The sequence below is a fragment of the Sulfuriflexus mobilis genome, assembly GCF_003967195.1.
Lineage (GTDB): Bacteria > Pseudomonadota > Gammaproteobacteria > AKS1 > AKS1 > Sulfuriflexus > Sulfuriflexus mobilis.
Map to the genome: position 1 here is coordinate 1,288,521 of NZ_AP018725.1, position 18,027 is coordinate 1,306,547.

At 55.4% G+C, this 18,027-nt stretch carries 13 protein-coding genes; 10 read left to right on the plus strand and 3 right to left on the minus strand.

What is annotated here, in order from left to right; all coding sequences use genetic code 11:
- Positions 1-5 precede the first annotated feature (5 nt).
- The 10 genes from hrcA to EL386_RS06535 all read left to right on the plus strand — a co-directional run bounded on the left by hrcA (position 6) and on the right by EL386_RS06535 (position 12,766).
- Positions 6-1,049, plus strand: a complete 1,044-nt coding sequence (gene hrcA, locus EL386_RS06490) for a heat-inducible transcriptional repressor HrcA (RefSeq protein ID WP_126454574.1) — start codon at positions 6-8, stop codon at positions 1,047-1,049.
- A gap of 95 nt (positions 1,050-1,144) precedes the next feature.
- On the plus strand, positions 1,145-1,717 hold the full coding sequence (grpE, locus tag EL386_RS06495; RefSeq protein ID WP_126454575.1) for a nucleotide exchange factor GrpE: 573 nt from the start codon (positions 1,145-1,147) through the stop codon (positions 1,715-1,717).
- A 140-nt stretch (positions 1,718-1,857) separates the two neighbouring features.
- Positions 1,858-3,786, plus strand: a complete 1,929-nt coding sequence (dnaK, locus tag EL386_RS06500; protein WP_126454577.1) for a molecular chaperone DnaK — start codon at positions 1,858-1,860, stop codon at positions 3,784-3,786.
- 115 nt (positions 3,787-3,901) lie between these two features.
- Entirely contained in the window at positions 3,902-5,035 is a 1,134-nt protein-coding gene (dnaJ, locus tag EL386_RS06505) for a molecular chaperone DnaJ (protein WP_126454579.1), read from the plus strand.
- 332 nt (positions 5,036-5,367) lie between these two features.
- Complete coding sequence (dapB, locus tag EL386_RS06510) at positions 5,368-6,171, plus strand: 4-hydroxy-tetrahydrodipicolinate reductase (protein ID WP_126454581.1); 804 nt, start codon at positions 5,368-5,370, stop codon at positions 6,169-6,171.
- A 155-nt stretch (positions 6,172-6,326) separates the two neighbouring features.
- Positions 6,327-7,457 carry a glutamine-hydrolyzing carbamoyl-phosphate synthase small subunit gene (carA, locus tag EL386_RS06515; RefSeq protein WP_126454583.1) on the plus strand — a complete coding sequence of 377 codons (1,131 nt, stop codon included), beginning with the start codon at positions 6,327-6,329 and terminating at the stop codon, positions 7,455-7,457.
- 16 nt (positions 7,458-7,473) lie between these two features.
- Positions 7,474-10,707: a carbamoyl-phosphate synthase large subunit gene (gene carB / locus EL386_RS06520; protein WP_126454585.1), complete on the plus strand. Its 3,234-nt coding sequence runs from the start codon at positions 7,474-7,476 to the stop codon at positions 10,705-10,707.
- A complete protein-coding gene (greA, locus tag EL386_RS06525) occupies positions 10,704-11,183 on the plus strand; it encodes a transcription elongation factor GreA (RefSeq protein WP_126454587.1) in 480 nt (159 codons plus the stop codon). Before carB ends, greA begins: the two co-directional genes overlap by 4 nt.
- A 302-nt stretch (positions 11,184-11,485) precedes the next feature.
- Positions 11,486-11,920, plus strand: coding sequence for a DUF4149 domain-containing protein (locus tag EL386_RS06530; RefSeq protein ID WP_126454589.1), 435 nt, complete (start codon positions 11,486-11,488; stop codon positions 11,918-11,920).
- 393 nt (positions 11,921-12,313) lie between these two features.
- On the plus strand, positions 12,314-12,766 hold the full coding sequence (locus EL386_RS06535; protein WP_126454591.1) for a DUF3574 domain-containing protein: 453 nt from the start codon (positions 12,314-12,316) through the stop codon (positions 12,764-12,766).
- Between the two features lie 52 nt (positions 12,767-12,818).
- Here EL386_RS06535 and EL386_RS06540 read toward each other — a convergent pair whose 3' ends face one another.
- The 3 genes from EL386_RS06540 to nifJ form a co-directional block, all read right to left on the minus strand.
- Positions 12,819-13,127, minus strand: a complete 309-nt coding sequence (locus tag EL386_RS06540; protein WP_126454593.1) for a hypothetical protein — start codon at positions 13,125-13,127, stop codon at positions 12,819-12,821.
- A gap of 64 nt (positions 13,128-13,191) precedes the next feature.
- On the minus strand, positions 13,192-14,187 hold the full coding sequence (locus tag EL386_RS06545; protein ID WP_126454594.1) for a dihydroorotate dehydrogenase-like protein: 996 nt from the start codon (positions 14,185-14,187) through the stop codon (positions 13,192-13,194).
- Positions 14,184-17,843 carry a pyruvate:ferredoxin (flavodoxin) oxidoreductase gene (nifJ, locus tag EL386_RS06550; RefSeq protein WP_126454596.1) on the minus strand — a complete coding sequence of 1,220 codons (3,660 nt, stop codon included), beginning with the start codon at positions 17,841-17,843 and terminating at the stop codon, positions 14,184-14,186. Before nifJ ends, EL386_RS06545 begins: the two co-directional genes overlap by 4 nt.
- Positions 17,844-18,027 lie beyond the last annotated feature (184 nt).

An 18,027-nucleotide genomic window follows, 5' to 3' on the forward strand; every position in this document is an offset into this window, starting at 1 on the left:
CAATTATGGCGAAAACCGAGCCATTGAACGAACGCGCACAACACCTGCTACGGGTGTTGATTGGCCGTTATATTGAAGACGGTAAGCCGGTGGGCTCGCGGACCCTGTCACGGGAGGCGCGCCTCGACCTGAGCCCGGCCACCATTCGCAATGTTATGGCGGACCTGGAAGACCTCGGTCTGGTCATCTCCCCGCACACCTCGGCCGGGCGTGTACCTACGGTCAAGGGCTACCGCTTTTTTGTCGATACCTTGCTCTCCCTCAAACCCCTCGGCGGCAATGAGGTGAATATCCTTCAGCAACGCCTGAGCGTGGGGAACACAGAACAGGGGTTGATCACCTCGGTCTCCGATATGCTTTCCGGTATTACCCGCCTGGCGGGCGTGGTCACCACCCCCCGGCGTGAGGTGACGGCCTGGCAGCATGTTGAGTTCCTGCCGTTGTCCGATCAGCGCGTATTGACGGTGCTCGTGCTCAACGACCAGCAAGTACAGAACAAGGTTTTCACTACCGACAAGGCCTATAGTGCCGCCGAGTTGCAGCAGGCCGCCAACTACCTGAACCAGACCTTCAGCGGCAAGAGCTTCCAACAAGTACGCGAGCAATTGCTCAGGGAAATGCATGATGCCAAGACCCGCATGGACCAGATGATGCTGGCGGCGATGGAAATGGCCGGCAAGGTCTGTGATGAAGACAAGCCGGGTGAGGACTATGTGCTGGCCGGGCAGAGCAACCTCATCGGCAATGCCGGGCTCTCGGATATGGACAAGCTGCGCGAGCTGTTCGAGGCCTTTAATGCCAAGCGCGATATCCTGCATATCCTCGACCTGAGTCACCGGGCCGAGGGCGTGCAGATCTTTATCGGCGAGGAATCCGGTTACCGGCCACTGGATGAATGCAGCGTGGTTACCTCACCCTATCAGGTCGATGGCCAGGTCGCCGGTGTACTCGGCGTCATCGGCCCGACCCGCATGGCCTATGAGCGTGTGATCCCGATTGTCGATATCACGGCAAAATTACTCGGCGCAGCCTTGAATCCCCGCAACTAAGCCCCATATCCCGTGCAATAGCCCATTTTCAGCGGTGAAAATTGCCCGCTGAGAGCCATTTTTGACGAATTTTGCAGTTTTGGAGCGAAAAACGAATGAGCGATAACGAAAACGCCGCCAACCCAATCGAACAGGAAGAAAATACCACCGCTGCCGAGTCTGCCGAAACCGGAAATACCACCGGGCAGGGTGAACAGGACCACCTCATGTTACTCGAAGATGCCCGCGCCAAGGCCGATGAGCACTGGAATCTCTATCTGCGTACCCAGGCCGAGCTGGAAAATCTGCGTCGCCGCGCCGAGCGCGATGTGCAAAACGCACATAAATTTGGCCTGGAAAAATTCGTTAACGAACTGCTGCCGGTCATGGACAGCATGGAACTGGGTATGGACGCCGCCAATGCCGAGGACGAGGCCGTGGCGCCACTGCTCGAGGGCATGGGGCTGACCCTGAAGATGTTCCAGTCGGTACTGGAAAAGATGGGTGTCACCGCCGTCAACCCGCAGAACGAGGCCTTTAACCCGGAATTCCATCAGGCCATGAGCATGCAGGAAACCGCCGATGCCGAGCCGAATACCGTACTGGCAGTGATGCAAAAGGGCTATGTCCTCAACGAGCGTCTGGTGCGCCCGGCCATGGTCGTGGTTTCCAAGGCCCCCGTGGCATAACCCTTCGGTATAAACATGGAGCGGGTAAAGAATTTTACGGGGAATACTTGAACTTATCTGCACTACCCCCATATCCATAAGCAGATACTGATTTATTCAAACTTTTACAGTTTTACAGAACATTTACGGAGATACTCAACATGGGCAAGATTATCGGAATCGACCTCGGCACCACCAACTCCTGCGTGGCAGTGATGGATGGTAAAGAAACACGCGTGATTGAAAATGCCGAAGGTGATCGCACCACCCCCTCTATTGTTGCCTTTACCGAAGACAATGAAGTCCTGGTGGGCCAGTCCGCCAAACGCCAGGCCGTGACCAATCCGGCAAACACCCTGTTCGCCGTCAAGCGCCTTATTGGTCGTAAGTTTGAAGACGCCGAGGTACAGAAAGATATCTCCATGGTGCCTTACAAGATCATCAAGGCCGACAACGGTGATGCCTGGGTCGAGGCGCATGGCAACAAGATGGCGCCGCCTGAAGTCTCAGCCCGCGTGCTCATGAAAATGAAAAAGACCGCCGAAGATTTCCTCGGCGAGCCAGTCACCGAGGCGGTGATCACGGTGCCGGCCTACTTCAACGACTCACAGCGTCAGGCCACCAAGGACGCCGGCAAGATCGCCGGTCTGGATGTGAAGCGCATTATCAACGAACCTACCGCGGCCGCACTGGCCTATGGCATGGACAAGAAGCGTGGCGATGCCAAGGTTGCCGTCTATGACCTCGGTGGTGGTACCTTCGATGTCTCGATTATCGAACTGGCCGACATCGACGGTGAGCAGCAGATCGAAGTGCTGTCTACCAACGGTGACACCTTCCTCGGTGGTGAAGACTTTGACATGCGCCTGATCGATTACCTCTCTGACGAGTTCAAGAAAGACAGTGGTATCGACCTGCACAATGACCCGTTGGCCCTGCAGCGTCTGAAGGAAGCCGCTGAGAAGGCCAAGATCGAACTGTCTTCAGCCAGCCAGACCGACGTCAACCTGCCATACGTTACCGCAGATGCGAGTGGTCCGAAGCACCTGAACATCAAGATCACCCGTGCCAAGCTGGAGTCACTGGTCGATGAACTGATTCAACGTACTATCGCACCCTGCAAGCAGGCCCTGAAGGATGCCGGCCTGTCAGCCTCAGAAGTGGATGATGTCATCCTCGTCGGTGGCCAGACCCGTATGCCGAAGGTCCAGGAAGCCGTGCAGGCCTTCTTTGGTAAGGAACCCCGTCATGACGTGAATCCGGATGAGGCTGTGGCCATGGGTGCCGCGATTCAGGGCGGTGTGCTCGGTGGTAGTGTGACCGACGTGCTGTTGCTGGATGTCACACCGCTGTCACTCGGTATCGAAACCATGGGTGGCGTGATGACCAAGCTCATCGAGAAGAACACCACCATCCCGACCAAGGCTGGTCAGACCTTCTCGACGGCCGACGACAACCAGACCGCGGTGACCGTACACGTGTTGCAGGGTGAACGTGAACAGGCCGCGGCGAACAAGTCACTGGGTCGCTTCGACCTGGCCGACATTCCACCGGCCCCGCGCGGTACCCCGCAGATTGAAGTGAACTTCGACATCGATGCCAACGGTATCCTTAACGTCTCGGCAAAAGATAAGGCCACCGGTAAGGAACAGTCGATTGTCATCAAGGCCTCGAGTGGTTTGTCTGAGGAAGAGATCGAACGTATGGTCACGGATGCTGAGGCACACGCCGACGAAGACAAGAAATTCCATGAACTGGTGACTGTGCGTAACACGGCCGACCAGATGATTCACGCGGTCAAGAAGTCGATGGCCGACCTGGGTGACGATAAACTTGAAGACGGCGAGAAGGAAACCATCGAAGCCGCCATCAAGGACCTTGAAGAAGCCATGAAGGGTGACGACAAGGATGCGATTGAGGCCAAGACCGCGGCCCTGACCGAGGTCTCGGGAAAGATGGCTGAACGCCTGTATGCCGAACAAGGTGGTACTGACGCCGAAGGCAAAGCCGATACCGGTGCCCAGGCCAGTGGTGATGATGATGTGGTCGACGCCGAGTTCGAAGAAGTCGACGACGACAAGAAAAAATAAGACCCCTGCAGGTACGGGTGTCGTGAAAAGCTCCAGGGGCCGGTTATTTAATGATGACCTGGTCTCTGGGGCTTTCGCATGTATATTGAAAACCTAATCTTTACGGCTGATTTATATGGCAAAGCGTGATTTTTACGAAGTTCTTGGTGTGGCAAAGAATGTCAGTGAGGCGGAGCTGAAGAAGGCTTACCGTCGTCTGGCCATGAAGCATCACCCGGATCGCAACCCGGATAACAAGGAATCAGAGGAAAAGTTCAAAGAGGCCAAAGAGGCCTTCGAAACCCTCAACGACCCGCAAAAGCGTGCCGCCTATGACCAGTTTGGTCATGCCGGGGTCGATCCGTCCATGGGTGGCGGGGGGGGCGGCTACGGTGGTGGGGCCAGCTTCAGCGACATCTTCAGCGACATCTTCGGTGGGGGTTTTGGCGGTGGAGGCGGTGGCAGTGGCCCGCAGACTTACCGCGGTGCCGACCTGCGTTACAACCTGACCTTAAGCCTGGAAGATGCCGTAAAGGGCACGACGGTAAAGATCCGTGTGCCAACCCTGGTCAAGTGTGAGCCATGTGGTGGCAGCGGCGCCAAACCGGGCACGAGCCCGGAAACCTGTAGCACCTGTGCCGGGCATGGCCAGGTACGCATGCAGCAGGGCTTTTTCTCCGTGCAACAGACCTGCCCGGACTGTCGCGGTAGCGGCCAGCAGATCAAGCACCCGTGCTCAAGCTGCCATGGCCAGGGCCGGGTGCAGGAAAACAAGACCCTGTCGGTGAAGGTGCCGGCCGGTGTGGATAACGGTGATCGTATTCGTCTCTCAGGCGAAGGTGAGGCCGGCGAGAACGGTGGCCCACCGGGTGACCTGTATGTGCAGATGGTGGTTAAGCCACACGATATCTTTGAGCGCCATGACAATAACCTGCTCTGTGAGGTGCCGATCGATATGGTCACCGCCACCCTCGGCGGTGAGCTCGATGTGCCGACCTTGAGCGGTCGTGTAAAATTAAAGATCCCGCCCGGTTCACAGAGTGGCAAGGTATTCCGTCTGAAGGGCAAGGGCGTGAAGCCGGTACGCGGTGGTGCCGTGGGTGACTTGCTCTGTGCTATTGCCGTGGAAATTCCCGTGAAGCTGAATGGCAAGCAGGAAGAACTGTTGCGTGAGTTCGGCGATAGCCTGAAGGGTAACGGCAAGCACAGCCCAAAGACCGCCTCCTGGCTCGGCGGTGTGAAGAAATTTTTTGATGACATGAAATTTTGATGTTGCACTGATTCGTATCGAGTAAGAAACGCAAAGGGTCGCTCTCGTGCGTCCTTGCACTTTGCGACACTTGTTCATCCTGAACATCGCGCAGAGACGCAGAGAACGCAAAGGAAATGAAAATATAACCCCGCTAAATTGGGTTATAGATAGGTGCTCCAGGTTGTTGGTTTATTTAATGACTTCTCCGAAGTATTTTATTTAATATTTTCTCTGCGTACTTTGCGTCTCTGCGACCTCTGCGTTCCCTTCCAGAGAATCAGGTACTGGCTGATTGACCTGTAGCCTGATAGTATTCTGAGAAAATTCAACTAGCTGTGGGTTTTCATATCATGACAAGAATCGCAATCACCGGTGCTGCCGGTCGCATGGGCCGTGCCCTGATTGAGGCCGGGCACACTGCCGAGGGCGTCGAGCTGGCCACCGCCATCGAGCGCAGCGGTAGCTCGGTGATCGGTGCCGATGCCGGTGAGCTGGCGGGTATCGGTACCCTGGGGGTCCGCGTCGGCGACGACCTCGCGGCTGCCATCGGCGATTTCGATGTCTTTATCGATTTTACCCGCCCCGAGGTGACCCTCGAAAATATCAAGGTCTGCCGCGCTGCAGGCAAGCGCATGGTGATCGGTACCACCGGTTTTGATGCGGCCGGTAAAGCCGCGATTCGTGATGCTGCCGAGGATATCGCTATCGTCTTTGCGCCAAATATGAGCGTCGGCGTCAACCTGTGTTTTAAATTACTTGACCTGGCCGCACGGGTAATGGGCGACGAGGTCGATATCGAGGTCATCGAGGCCCATCACCGCCACAAGATCGATGCCCCGTCCGGGACCGCGTTGCGCATGGGCGAGGTGGTCGCCGAGGCACTGGGCCGCGACCTGAAAACATGTGCCGTCTACGGCCGTGAGGGCCAGACCGGTGAGCGTGAGCGCAAGACCATCGGTTTTGAGACCATCCGCGCCGGCGATATCGTCGGCGATCATACGGTCTTGTTCGCCGATATCGGCGAGCGTGTCGAGATCACGCACAAGGCCTCCAGCCGCATGACCTTTGCCAATGGCGCCGTGCGTGCGGCGAAATGGCTCATGGACAAGGACAGCGGTCTGTTTGATATGCAGGATGTGCTCGGTTTGCGGTGAAAAAATGCCCCCTGCGTCTTTCGTCAAAGCGGCGTTTGCGCTAGAATACGAACCCGGTCGGACAGTCTGTTTGACCACGTTTGACCAGTCATTTTTTCAGGCGGGAGGCTTCTCACAGAGTCCTCCCGCTTCGTATATCTGAGGACGGAGGTTCTGTGCGCCAGCCCGCTTTATTGGCACTTGAAGACGGCAGCCTGTTTTATGGCGAGTCGATTGGTATAGATGGGCAGACCACGGGCGAGGTGGTATTTAACACCTCGATGACGGGCTACCAGGAAATCCTCACCGACCCGTCTTATGCCCGTCAGATCGTCACCCTGACAGCTTCCCACGTCGGTAACACCGGCACCAATAACGAAGACATTGAATCCGCCACCGTGCATGCCGCCGGCCTGGTGATCCGCGACCTGCCGTTGCTGCACAGCAGCTGGCGCGCCGAGCAATCCCTGCAAGACTACCTCGTTGCGAATAAGGTCGTGGCGATTGCGGGTATCGACACACGCCGCCTGACCCGCATCCTGCGCGAGAAGGGTGCGCAGGGCGGTTGCATTGTCGCCGGTAACCCCTCTGACGAACAGGCCGCCATCGCCGCCGCCAAGGGCTTCCCCGGTTTGAAGGGCATGGACCTGGCCAAAGAGGTCACCACCGACAAGGCCTACAGCTGGCAGCAAAATGTCTGGGCACTCGAAAACGGTTACAGCGATGTCGATCCCGGGTCACAGGCCTTCCACGTCGTCGCCTTCGACTTTGGCGTCAAGTACAACATCCTGCGCATGTTGGTCGAGCGCGGCTGCCGCCTGACGGTGGTGCCGGCACAGACCCCGGCCGCCGAGGTCCTGGCCCTGAAGCCGGATGGCATTTTCCTTTCCAACGGCCCGGGTGACCCCGAGCCGTGTGATTACGCGATTACGGCTATCAGTGAGCTGCTCGAGACCGACATCCCCGTGTTTGGTATTTGCCTTGGCCACCAGTTACTGGCGCTGGCCTCCGGTGCCCGCAGCATGAAGATGAAGTTCGGTCATCACGGCGCCAACCACCCGGTGCAGGATGTCGACACCGGTGTGGTCATGATCACGAGCCAGAACCACGGCTTCGCCGTCGACGAAGACTCGCTGCCGGCTAACCTGCGCACCACGCACCGTTCCCTGTTTGACGGTTCGTTGCAGGGCATTCATCGTACCGACAAGCCGGCCTTCAGCTTCCAGGGCCACCCCGAGGCGAGCCCGGGTCCGCGCGATGTGGCGCCATTGTTTGATCACTTTATTGACTTGATAAAAGCCAGATAAATTTTTAAGAGTAGTTATGCCAAAGCGTACAGACATAAAAAGCGTTCTCATCATCGGTGCCGGGCCGATCGTTATCGGTCAGGCCTGTGAGTTTGATTATTCCGGTGCCCAGGCCTGTAAGGCGCTGCGCGAGGAAGGCTATCGCGTCATCCTGGTGAACTCGAACCCGGCGACCATCATGACCGACCCGGAAACCGCCGATGCGATTTATATCGAACCGATCCTCTGGCAGACGGTTGAACGCATTATTGAAAAAGAAAAACCCGATGTCCTGCTGCCGACCATGGGCGGCCAGACCGCATTGAACTGTGCGCTGGACCTGGTGCGCGAAGGCGTGCTGGAAAAACACGGCGTGGAAATGGTCGGCGCCTCGCGCGAGGCCATCGACAAGGCCGAAGACCGTGACAAGTTTCGTATCGCGATGCGCAAGATCGGCCTCGACATGCCGAACTCGGCCATCGCCCACAGCATGGAAGAGGCCCTGCAGGTACAGGTGCAGATAGGCTTCCCGACCATTATTCGTCCGTCCTTTACCATGGGTGGCAGTGGCGGGGGTATCGCCTATAACAAGGAAGAGTTTGTCGAGATCTGTGAACGTGGTCTGGACCTCTCACCAACCAACGAACTGTTGATCGAAGAATCCATTCTCGGCTGGAAAGAATACGAGATGGAAGTGGTGCGTGACCACAAGGACAACTGCATCATCATCTGTTCGATTGAAAACCTCGACCCGATGGGCGTGCACACCGGTGACTCGATCACGGTTGCCCCGGCACTGACCCTGACCGACAAGGAATACCAGATCATGCGCGACGCCTCGCTGGCCGTACTGCGCGAGATCGGCGTCGATACCGGTGGCTCGAACGTCCAGTTTGCGATCAATCCGGAAAATGGTCGCATGATCATTATCGAGATGAACCCGCGTGTATCGCGTTCCTCGGCACTGGCCTCAAAGGCCACTGGCTTCCCGATCGCCAAGGTCGCCGCCAAGCTGGCCATCGGTTACACACTCGATGAGTTGCAGAACGAGATCACCGGTGGTGCCACCCCGGCCTCGTTCGAGCCGAGTATTGATTATGTTGTCACCAAGATCCCCAGATTTACCTTTGAAAAATTCCCGAAGGCCGATGACCGCCTGACCACACAGATGAAATCGGTGGGTGAGGTCATGGCCATTGGCCGGACCTTCCAGGAATCGCTGCAGAAGGCCCTGCGCGGTCTCGAGATCGGCACCGATGGTCTGAACGAAATGGTCGACCTCGATGGTGATGACGATGATGGTCGTATCATCAAGCGCATCGAGGCGGAGATGGCGACACCACGCGCCGATCGTCTCTGGTATGTCGGTGATGCCTTCCGTGCCGGTATGACCAGGGAAGAAATTTTTGATATCTGCAAGATCGACCCGTGGTTCCTTGCCCAGATCGAAGACCTCATCAAAACCGAACAGTCACTCAAGGGTGTTGATCATAAATCACTCGATCAACGCGCCATGCAGGCACTCAAGCGCAAGGGCTTTGCCGACAGCCGCTTGGCCAGTCTGATGGCCACCACGGAAAACGAACTGCGTGCGCATCGTCACAGCCTGAATGTGCGCCCGGTCTATAAGCGTGTCGATACCTGTGCCGCCGAGTTTGCGACCAGCACCGCCTACCTGTATTCCACTTATGAAGAAGAGTGCGAAGCGGAACCGAGCGGCAATGACAAGATCATGGTACTCGGTGGCGGTCCGAACCGTATCGGCCAGGGTATCGAGTTTGACTACTGTTGTGTGCATGCCGCCTTCGCCATGCGCGATGCCGGTTATGAAACCATCATGGTTAACTGTAACCCGGAAACCGTCTCCACCGATTATGACACCTCGGACCGCCTGTATTTTGAACCGCTGACACTCGAAGACGTGCTCGAGGTCATCCACAAGGAAAACCCGAAGGGTGTCATCGTCCAGTACGGTGGCCAGACCCCCCTGAAACTCGCCCGTCCACTCGAGGCCGCCGGTGCACCGATCGTCGGTACCAGCCCGGATGCCATCGACTGCGCCGAAGACCGCGAGCGTTTCCAGCAGATGATCGACAAGCTCGGCCTGCGCCAGCCACCCAACCGTACCGCGCGTGAGCCGGAACAGGCCGTAAAACTGGCTGAAGAGATCGGTTACCCTTTGGTGGTGCGTCCCTCCTACGTGCTCGGTGGGCGGGCGATGGAGATCGTCTATAACGAAGACGAACTGCGCCGTTACATGAAAGAGGCCGTGCAGGTCTCGAACGAGTCGCCGGTACTGCTGGACCGTTTCCTCGACGACGCCGTCGAGCTGGATGTCGATGCCATCTGTGACGGCAAGGACGTCGTCATTGGCGGCATCATGCAGCACATTGAACAAGCCGGTGTGCACTCGGGTGACTCGGCCTGTTCGCTGCCACCATACAACCTCTCGGAAGTCATCACTGAACAGGTGCGCAAGCAGATCAAGGACATGGCGCTGGAACTCGGCGTGGTCGGCCTGATGAACACCCAGTTTGCCATCCAGGGTGATGATGTCTACATCCTCGAGGTGAACCCGCGCGCCTCACGTACCGTGCCGTTTGTCTCCAAGGCCACCGGCCGTTCCCTGGCCAAGATCGCCGCCCGTTGCATGGTTGGTGAGAGTCTGGCGGAGCAGGGCGTGGTCGGCGAAATCATACCGCCGTATTATTCGGTAAAAGAGGCCGTGTTCCCGTTTGTGAAATTCCCGGGGGTCGACCCTATCCTCGGCCCGGAGATGAAATCCACCGGTGAGGTCATGGGCGTTGGCCGCAGCTTTGGTGAGGCCTTTGCCAAGGCCTCCCTCGGTGCCGGTGTGACCCTGCCGCGCAAGGGCATGGCCTTTATCAGTGTCCGTGATGCCGACAAACAGGCCGTGGTCGCGGTTGCCAGGGAACTGGCCGATCTCGGCTTTACATTGAGCGGGACAGGTCGTACCGTTGAAGTCATTAAGGCCGCCGGCCTGGAATGTAAACGTGTTAACAAGGTCAGCCAGGGGCGCCCGCATATCGTTGATATGATCAAAAATGATCAAATCGCGATCATTGTGAACACCACCGAAGGCCGTCAGGCGATTGCTGATTCCTCTACGATTCGTCGTGAGGCGCTGATGCACAAGGTCACGTATTCCACCACGATTGCCGGTGCCGATGCGCTCTGCCAGGCAATGAAGTACGAATGCGAAGGTGAAGTAAACCGTCTGCAGACATTACATGAGGAGCTGAAGGCATGAGTAACAAGGTTCCGTTAACCATTGTCGGTGCAAAGAAACTGCAAGATGAATTACACCAACTGAAAACCGTTGAGCGCCCGCGCATTATCCAGGCGATCGCCACAGCCCGTGAGCATGGCGACCTGAAAGAAAATGCCGAGTACCATGCCGCGCGCGAGCAACAGAGTTTTGCCGAAGGCCGCATTGCTGATATCGAAGGCAAGCTCTCCAATGCCGAGATCATTGATGTCACCAAGCTCAACCCCGGTGGCAAGATCATCTTCGGCACCACCGTCGTACTGAGCAATGTCGAAACCGGTGATGAAGTCACCTACCGCATCGTCGGTGAAGACGAGGCCGACATCAAGCAAGGCCTGATCTCGGTTGGCTCTCCGATTGCACGCGCCCTGATTGGCAAAGAAGTCGACGATGTCGCCATCGTGCAAACCCCGGGTGGCGTGGTCGAATACGAAATCCTCGAAGTAAAATACATCTAACTTCTAAATTCCCCCTCCCCTGGAGGGATAACCAGCGCCTTGGCTGTCGTTGTTTGACAGCTTAGGCGAATGGTTAATTGTTCCATCAGGGGGCGAGGGGGAGGGGGATCTATTTCTGGGTAAAGCCTGATCCCCTACCCTGATCCTCCCCCTGGAAGGGGAGGGCATAACTAGCTAAGAGCGTTATCAGTAAAGTTATTCCAGCACAGGCCCGGAACCCATGTACTTAGCCCCTGTTTCGATATATAAATAAGAATAACGTTTAATCAAGTGAATCCAGTTAATCCTGTCTAAAATTAAGTATGAAATTTTTCCCCTACAGTGAACGCGCCCTTTTAACCCTCTGGGTCGGTGGCATGTGGGCCATCGGCTACATCGTCGCCCCAATCCTCTTCAACGTCCTCGACGACCGCCAACTGGCCGGTATGCTCGCCGGTCACACCTTCACCGCCATAAGTTACATCGGCCTCGCCTGTGGTGGCCTGTTATTGATCGGCGGTGCCTACAGCCACGGCTGGAAACACTGGCGTCACGCGGTGTTGCTACTCATGCTCATCATCGTCTGTGTCGGCCAGTTTGTCCTGCAACCGATGATGGCAGAACTAAAAGCCACAGGGATCGCAGAGGGCAGTGTCGCCGTGGCCACGTTTGGCAAACTGCACGGTGTCGCATCGATCCTATTTTTAGTTAACAGCCTTGCCGGGCTGGTCTTGATTGTTTCATCCGCTAAGGAATAGCCTACAGATTTTTCCGTTCTGTAATAATAAGGATACTTTGTTGATCGAGAACTTTAATCGAGTCTGATCAGATAGGTCTAGACTCAATTTACTGCTGCTATAGGTTTTCTCCACAAATTTTTATTATAAATTGCTTAGGAGTCTGTTGCCTGGTTTATCTTTCAAACAATTAATTTTCCAGAGCCGCTTCCTTGTAATGCTCGTGATGCTAGCGCGCTGGAACCAGACACCGACCTCTTTTACCCGGTATCCCATTTACTTAACTTACTCCACAGGTGCTCTATGTGAACTTTTGGACGTATGTTTTGCAGTTCATCAGCGGTTTATTCACAGTCGTCCCTACATAGCCGTCTTACATGATGACGACCTTTTATCTAAGATGGAGAAATACTCATGAACAGGGACCATTATAGACGCTTGTTAGCTATCATACCGGCTTTGTGCCTCTTCTATTCCGTTTTGGCACATTCAGATGCAGAAGCAATATACGATGTTCGACTATTTTTCGGTAGGGATATTGCTCTCGATAAAAAATGTGGTGCGCTTTATGTTACAGACACCCTGTGGTCCAACTTTGTTGCGCAGCAAGTGTCGACGAAATTTGATGGGTTCACGGTCTTAGATTCCATCGGCTATTGGAAAGGGGCAAAAGAAGACACTAAAATAATTATTTTTACTTTTAAGTCTGGCGATGACGCGAATGATAATTTGACTAAAACCACCACAATAGCGGGATCCTACGCGAAAACATTCTGTCAAGATGCAGTCATGCAGGTATATGAAAAAAATGACGGCAAGCCATATCGCGATTTCATTCCCCCTACCCCTGACATCGTGGACGATTAGTGGCTTTTGAAAAAACCCAAGGCAGAGAGCAATATCTCTGACTGGAGTTTTGTTATTTGAGATTTCTCAGGCGTCTGTTGCCCGGCTTGTCTGCCCGGTGTTCAAACAACCAGTTCTCCAGCGCCACGGCCTTTTCCTGCTCGTGTTGTTGGCGTGCCGAGGCCTGTGTTTCTGCACACAGCCCCAGGCTGATAGCCCTGGCACGTGATTCGGCCTCGGCCGAGCCGGCAATCAGCCCCTCGCTGGATAGTCTGGCGACCATATTCTCCGCCAGTTCTTCACAACGCAGGTCGATCGCTTGCGCATGGCCTGGCAGGCCGAGCATGAGGGGAAACAGGCAAATAACGGTTCTGGCTAGCATAAATTATCCAAGGTCAAAGATTATAGGGATAGACTCGATTGATCGAAACATTCACTAATCGTTTTTATTTTTTATAACTCTTAATCACATCAAAATAATTACTGTGTTCAAAGGCCGCCGGGTCGATGGCGCAGGCCTGGCTGACGCTGCCTTGCATCTGCGTGACGGATTCGTATTCACGTTCCTCCAGCCATAGTCGAAGTTGCTGCAATAGCTCGGCATAATAGGCCGGGCCTTTTTCCAGCAAGACACTGCACAGGTATACCACGTCGGCACCGGCCAGCAGGGCCTTGAGGATCGCATCAATATCATGGAAGCCACCGGTTGCGGCCAGTGACAGGTCAACACGGCCGCGAAGCAGGGCGATCCAGCGAATGCGCAGCAATGACTCCATCGGGTTGGATAGGCTTATACGTGGTTTTATGGTTAGGGTATCCAGGTCAATATCCGGCTGATAGAAACGGTTGAACAAGACTACGCCGGCCGCACCGGTCTGTTGCAGTTTGCTCACTATGTTGGCCACGGAGGAAAACTGCGAGGACAGCTTCATGGTCACCGGGATACTGACCTGTCCGCGCAAATCAGTCAGCAGCTGCAGGTATCTGTTTTCTACCTCTTCGCCGCTTTGGTGCGGGTCGGCGGCCACATAATAGACATTCAGTTCCAACGCATCGGCGCCGGCCTGTTGCATGTCCTTGCCGAAATCAATCCAGCCGCTGGTGGAGATGCCGTTCAGGCTCGCGATTACCGGTATGTCCAGGGTGGTTTTTAGCCTCTGGATATGTTCCAGGTAGTTCTCCAGGTCGCCGGCATACTCGTCCGGCACCGGCCGGTAGGAATCCGCCTCGTAATGGCCCAGGGCCTGTGAGTAGACATACTGTTCAAGTTGCTTTTGCTGATGGTGGACCACCTCTTCAAACAGGGAGGGCAGTACCAGGGCGCTGGCACCGGCGTCTTGCAGTCGCCGGGCATCATCAAAGTTGCCGGTCAGCGGCGAGGAGGCGGGCACCAGTGGGTTATCCAGCTTGAGCCCCAGATAGTCTGTCGTTAAATCGATCATGCTGACGGCTCCTCATTTTTTGCATCCGCCTGGGCCTTTACTACCGCCGCCAGTTTACGGTGAGGGGGTTGAACCGGTTCGCCATCATCCCAGGGCAGGCCGGCCAGTTGTTCGTAAAAGTGATAGCGATGCAGGACATCCTGTTGTGATTGCTCAAGCAGCCTTTCGGCCACCTCGGGATGGGTGCGCCAGAGCATATTAAAACGCACCTCGGATTCGACAAAGTCCCGGTAGGGGATAGAGGGGGCCTTACTATCCAGGTGCAGGGGGTTTTTGCCCTGCTGGGCCTGCAGCGGGTTGTAGCGAAATAATGGCCAGTGACCACTGTCGACGGCCAGTTGTTGCTGCATATGATTATTTTTTAAATCGATGCCGTGTGCAATACAGGGTGAATAGGCGATGATCAGCGACGGCCCGGGATAGGCCTCGGCTTCATTAAAGGCATGAATCGTTTGTATGTCCTTGGCGCCATAGGCGACATGCGCGACATAAACATTTTCATAATCCATCGCCAGCAGGGCCAGGTCTTTTTTCGGTGTGGGTTTACCCCCGGCAGAGAACTTTGCCACCGCGCCACGCGGGGTCGCCTTGGAGGTTTGCCCGCCGGTATTCGAATACACCTCGGTATCCAGTACCAGGATGTTCACATCACGACCGGATGCCATCACATGGTCGAGTCCACCATAGCCAATATCATAGGCCCAGCCATCACCGCCGATGATCCAGACACTCTTGCGGCACAGGTTTTCGGCAACACTCTCCAGTTCCCGTGCCAGGGGGTTGTCAATGGTCTTTAATTGTTCACGCAGTTTCTCAATGCGATCACGCTGTTGCTGTATGCCTGCTTCATTCGATTCATCGGCGTTTAATATTTCTGTTACGCGTTCAGGACTAACCTCCCCACTTAGTCGTTCTAATAATTCCCGTGCATAACGTTGCTGTCTGTCGACGGCCAGGCGCATGCCGAGACCAAACTCGGCATTGTCTTCAAACAGGGAGTTCGACCACGCCGGTCCTCGGCCCTGTGCATTTTTTGCCCAGGGTGTTGTCGGGAGGTTACCGCCATAGATAGAGGAACAGCCGGTGGCATTGGCCACCAGCATGCGGTCGCCAAACAACTGGCTGGCCAGTTTGATGTAGGGGGTTTCGCCACAGCCCTCGCAGGCACCGGAAAATTCAAACAAGGGCTGGAGCAGCATGGCACCCTTGATGGTGCCGGTTTTGACGACGGCACGATCATACTCAGGCAGGGAGAGGAAAAATTCCCAGTTATGCCTCTCCTGCTCGCGCAAGGTCTTTGTATAAGGCACCATATTCAAGGCCTTGTGACTGACGTTGCTCTTGTCATGGATGGGGCAAATGTCGGCACATAGCCCACAGCCCGTGCAATCCTCGGGTGCCACCTGATAAATCATGTGCAGGTTTTGTGGATAGTCCTTGCCCTTGATGGGCATGGACTTAAAACTTTCCGGTGCCGTTGAGACCAATGCCTCATCAAAGACCTTGCTGCGGATGACGCCGTGCGGGCAGACCAGCGGGCATTTGCCGCACTGGGTACAGAGTGCCGGATCGAGTTCCGGGATCTCCAGTGCCAGGTTGCGTTTTTCATAGGCGGCGGTACCGGTTGGGTAACTGCCGTCGGCCGGGAACAGGCTCACTGGGATCTGATCGCCGCGACCGGCGATAATCTCGCCCGTGACCTGTCGGACAAATGCCGGTGCGGCCTCAGGGATAGTATCGATAATTTCCCGTTCACTATCCGCTGCGTCGGGAATGGTGACTTCGTGCAGATTCTTGAGTGTTTCATCAATGGCGCGGAAGTTAAAATCGACCAGCCGTTTGCCCTTTTTGCCATAGGTCTTTTCAACGGCCTGCTTGATCGACTGGATGGCCTCGTCTTTGGGCAGTATCCCGGAGATGGAGAAGAAGCAGGTTTGCATAATCGTATTGATACGTTTGTCCATCCCCGTGAGGTCGGCCACCTTGTAGGCGTCTATACAATATAGGCGGATATGTTTATCGATAATCTGCTGCTGCATACCCTTAGGCAGGGTCTGCCAGACGGCCTCTGAGGGTGCCGGGGTATTCAGCAAAAATATCGCCTTGTCGGCGGCCTTATCCAGCATTGGATAACGCTCAAGAAATACCGGCTGATGACAGGCAACAAAATTGGCATCACCATCGTCTATTAAATAACTTGAGTGGATGGGGACATCACCAAAGCGTAAATGTGAAACGGTGACCGCGCCCGATTTTTTGGAGTCATAGACAAAATAGCCCTGCACATATTTATCGGTACTCTCGCCGATGATCTTGATACTGTTCTTGTTCGCACTCACCGTGCCATCGCTACCCAGGCCATAGAACATGGCCTGATAGGTGTTCTTGTGCGCGTCAGTGCGAAAGTCTGCTTGCCAGTCCAGGCTGCTGTGCGTGACATCGTCATGGATACCGATGGTGAAAAGGTTTTTGGGTTTTTCCTGGGCCAGTTCATCGAAGATGGCCTTGACCATCGCCGGGGTAAATTCCTTGGAGGACAGGCCATAACGCCCGCCGACGACCTGCGGCATGCTCTTGAATGGACTCTCACCGCTACCGTGAGATTGTGCCAGCGCGACCAGCACATCTTTATAGAGGGGCTCGCCATCGGCGCCGGGTTCTTTGGTGCGATCCAGCACGGCGATCTTTTTCACACTCGCCGGCAACGCAGAGATGAGTGCGTCGGCATCGAAGGGCCTGAACAGGCGTACCTTGACCAGGCCAAGCTTTTCACCCTGCGTGCATAAATAGTCTACGGTCTCTTGCACGGTCTCTGCGCCAGAGCCCATGATGATCAGCACCCGCTCTGCATCCTCTGCACCGAAATAATCAAACAGCCTGTAGTGCCGACCGGTTAATTGTGCAAACTGATCCATGACCTGCTGGACTTTAGCGGGCATCTCCTGATAGTAAGGATTGACGGATTCGCGCGCCTGGAAAAAGACATCGGGGTTCTGTGAACTGCCCCGTAGCACAGGATGCTCGGGCGACAGGGCACGTCTGCGATGTTCAACAATGTGCTCATGACCAAGCAGTTGTCTGACAACCTCCGTATCAATGGATTCGATTTTTGCGACCTCGTGCGAGGTCCTGAAGCCATCAAAGAAATGCACAATGGGGATACGCGACGCCAGTGTAGAGGCCTGCGCAATCAGGGCGAAGTCCATGACCTCTTGCGGTGAATTGGCGGCGAGAAAGGCAAAGCCGGTTGTGCGTGCGGCCATGACGTCACTATGGTCGCCAAAGATCGATAAGGCCTGTGCGGCGACGGAACGTGCCGCGACATGGAAAACGGTGGGGGTGAGTTCACCCGCGATCTTGAACATGTTCGGGATCATCAACAGCAATCCCTGTGAGGCCGTAAAGGTGGTTGTCAGTGCGCCCGCCTGCAGGGCGCCGTGGATGGCACCGGCTGCCCCGGCCTCACTCTGCATCTCAATAATATCCGGGACTGTGCCCCATAAATTGGGCTGTTGACGCGATGACCACTCATCGGCCCACTCACCCATGGGTGAGGCCGGGGTGATCGGGTAGATGGCAATGACTTCATTGGTGAGATGCGCAATGCTGGCCGCGGCCTGATTGCCATCAATTGTCACGAATTGAGATTTCGACATAACCACCTTCGTTCTGATACGTGATGGATGAAACCTGTATTTGAATGATCACATTAATTCATCACAACACGATTAACAACACGTAATTATATAGAGAATGTTACAGCGGCTTGCCGGGGGAATGAAGTGCGGCGGGGTGTTCGAAAAGAGTGTTACCTGACTGAGCGAATTGGGCATTCATCAT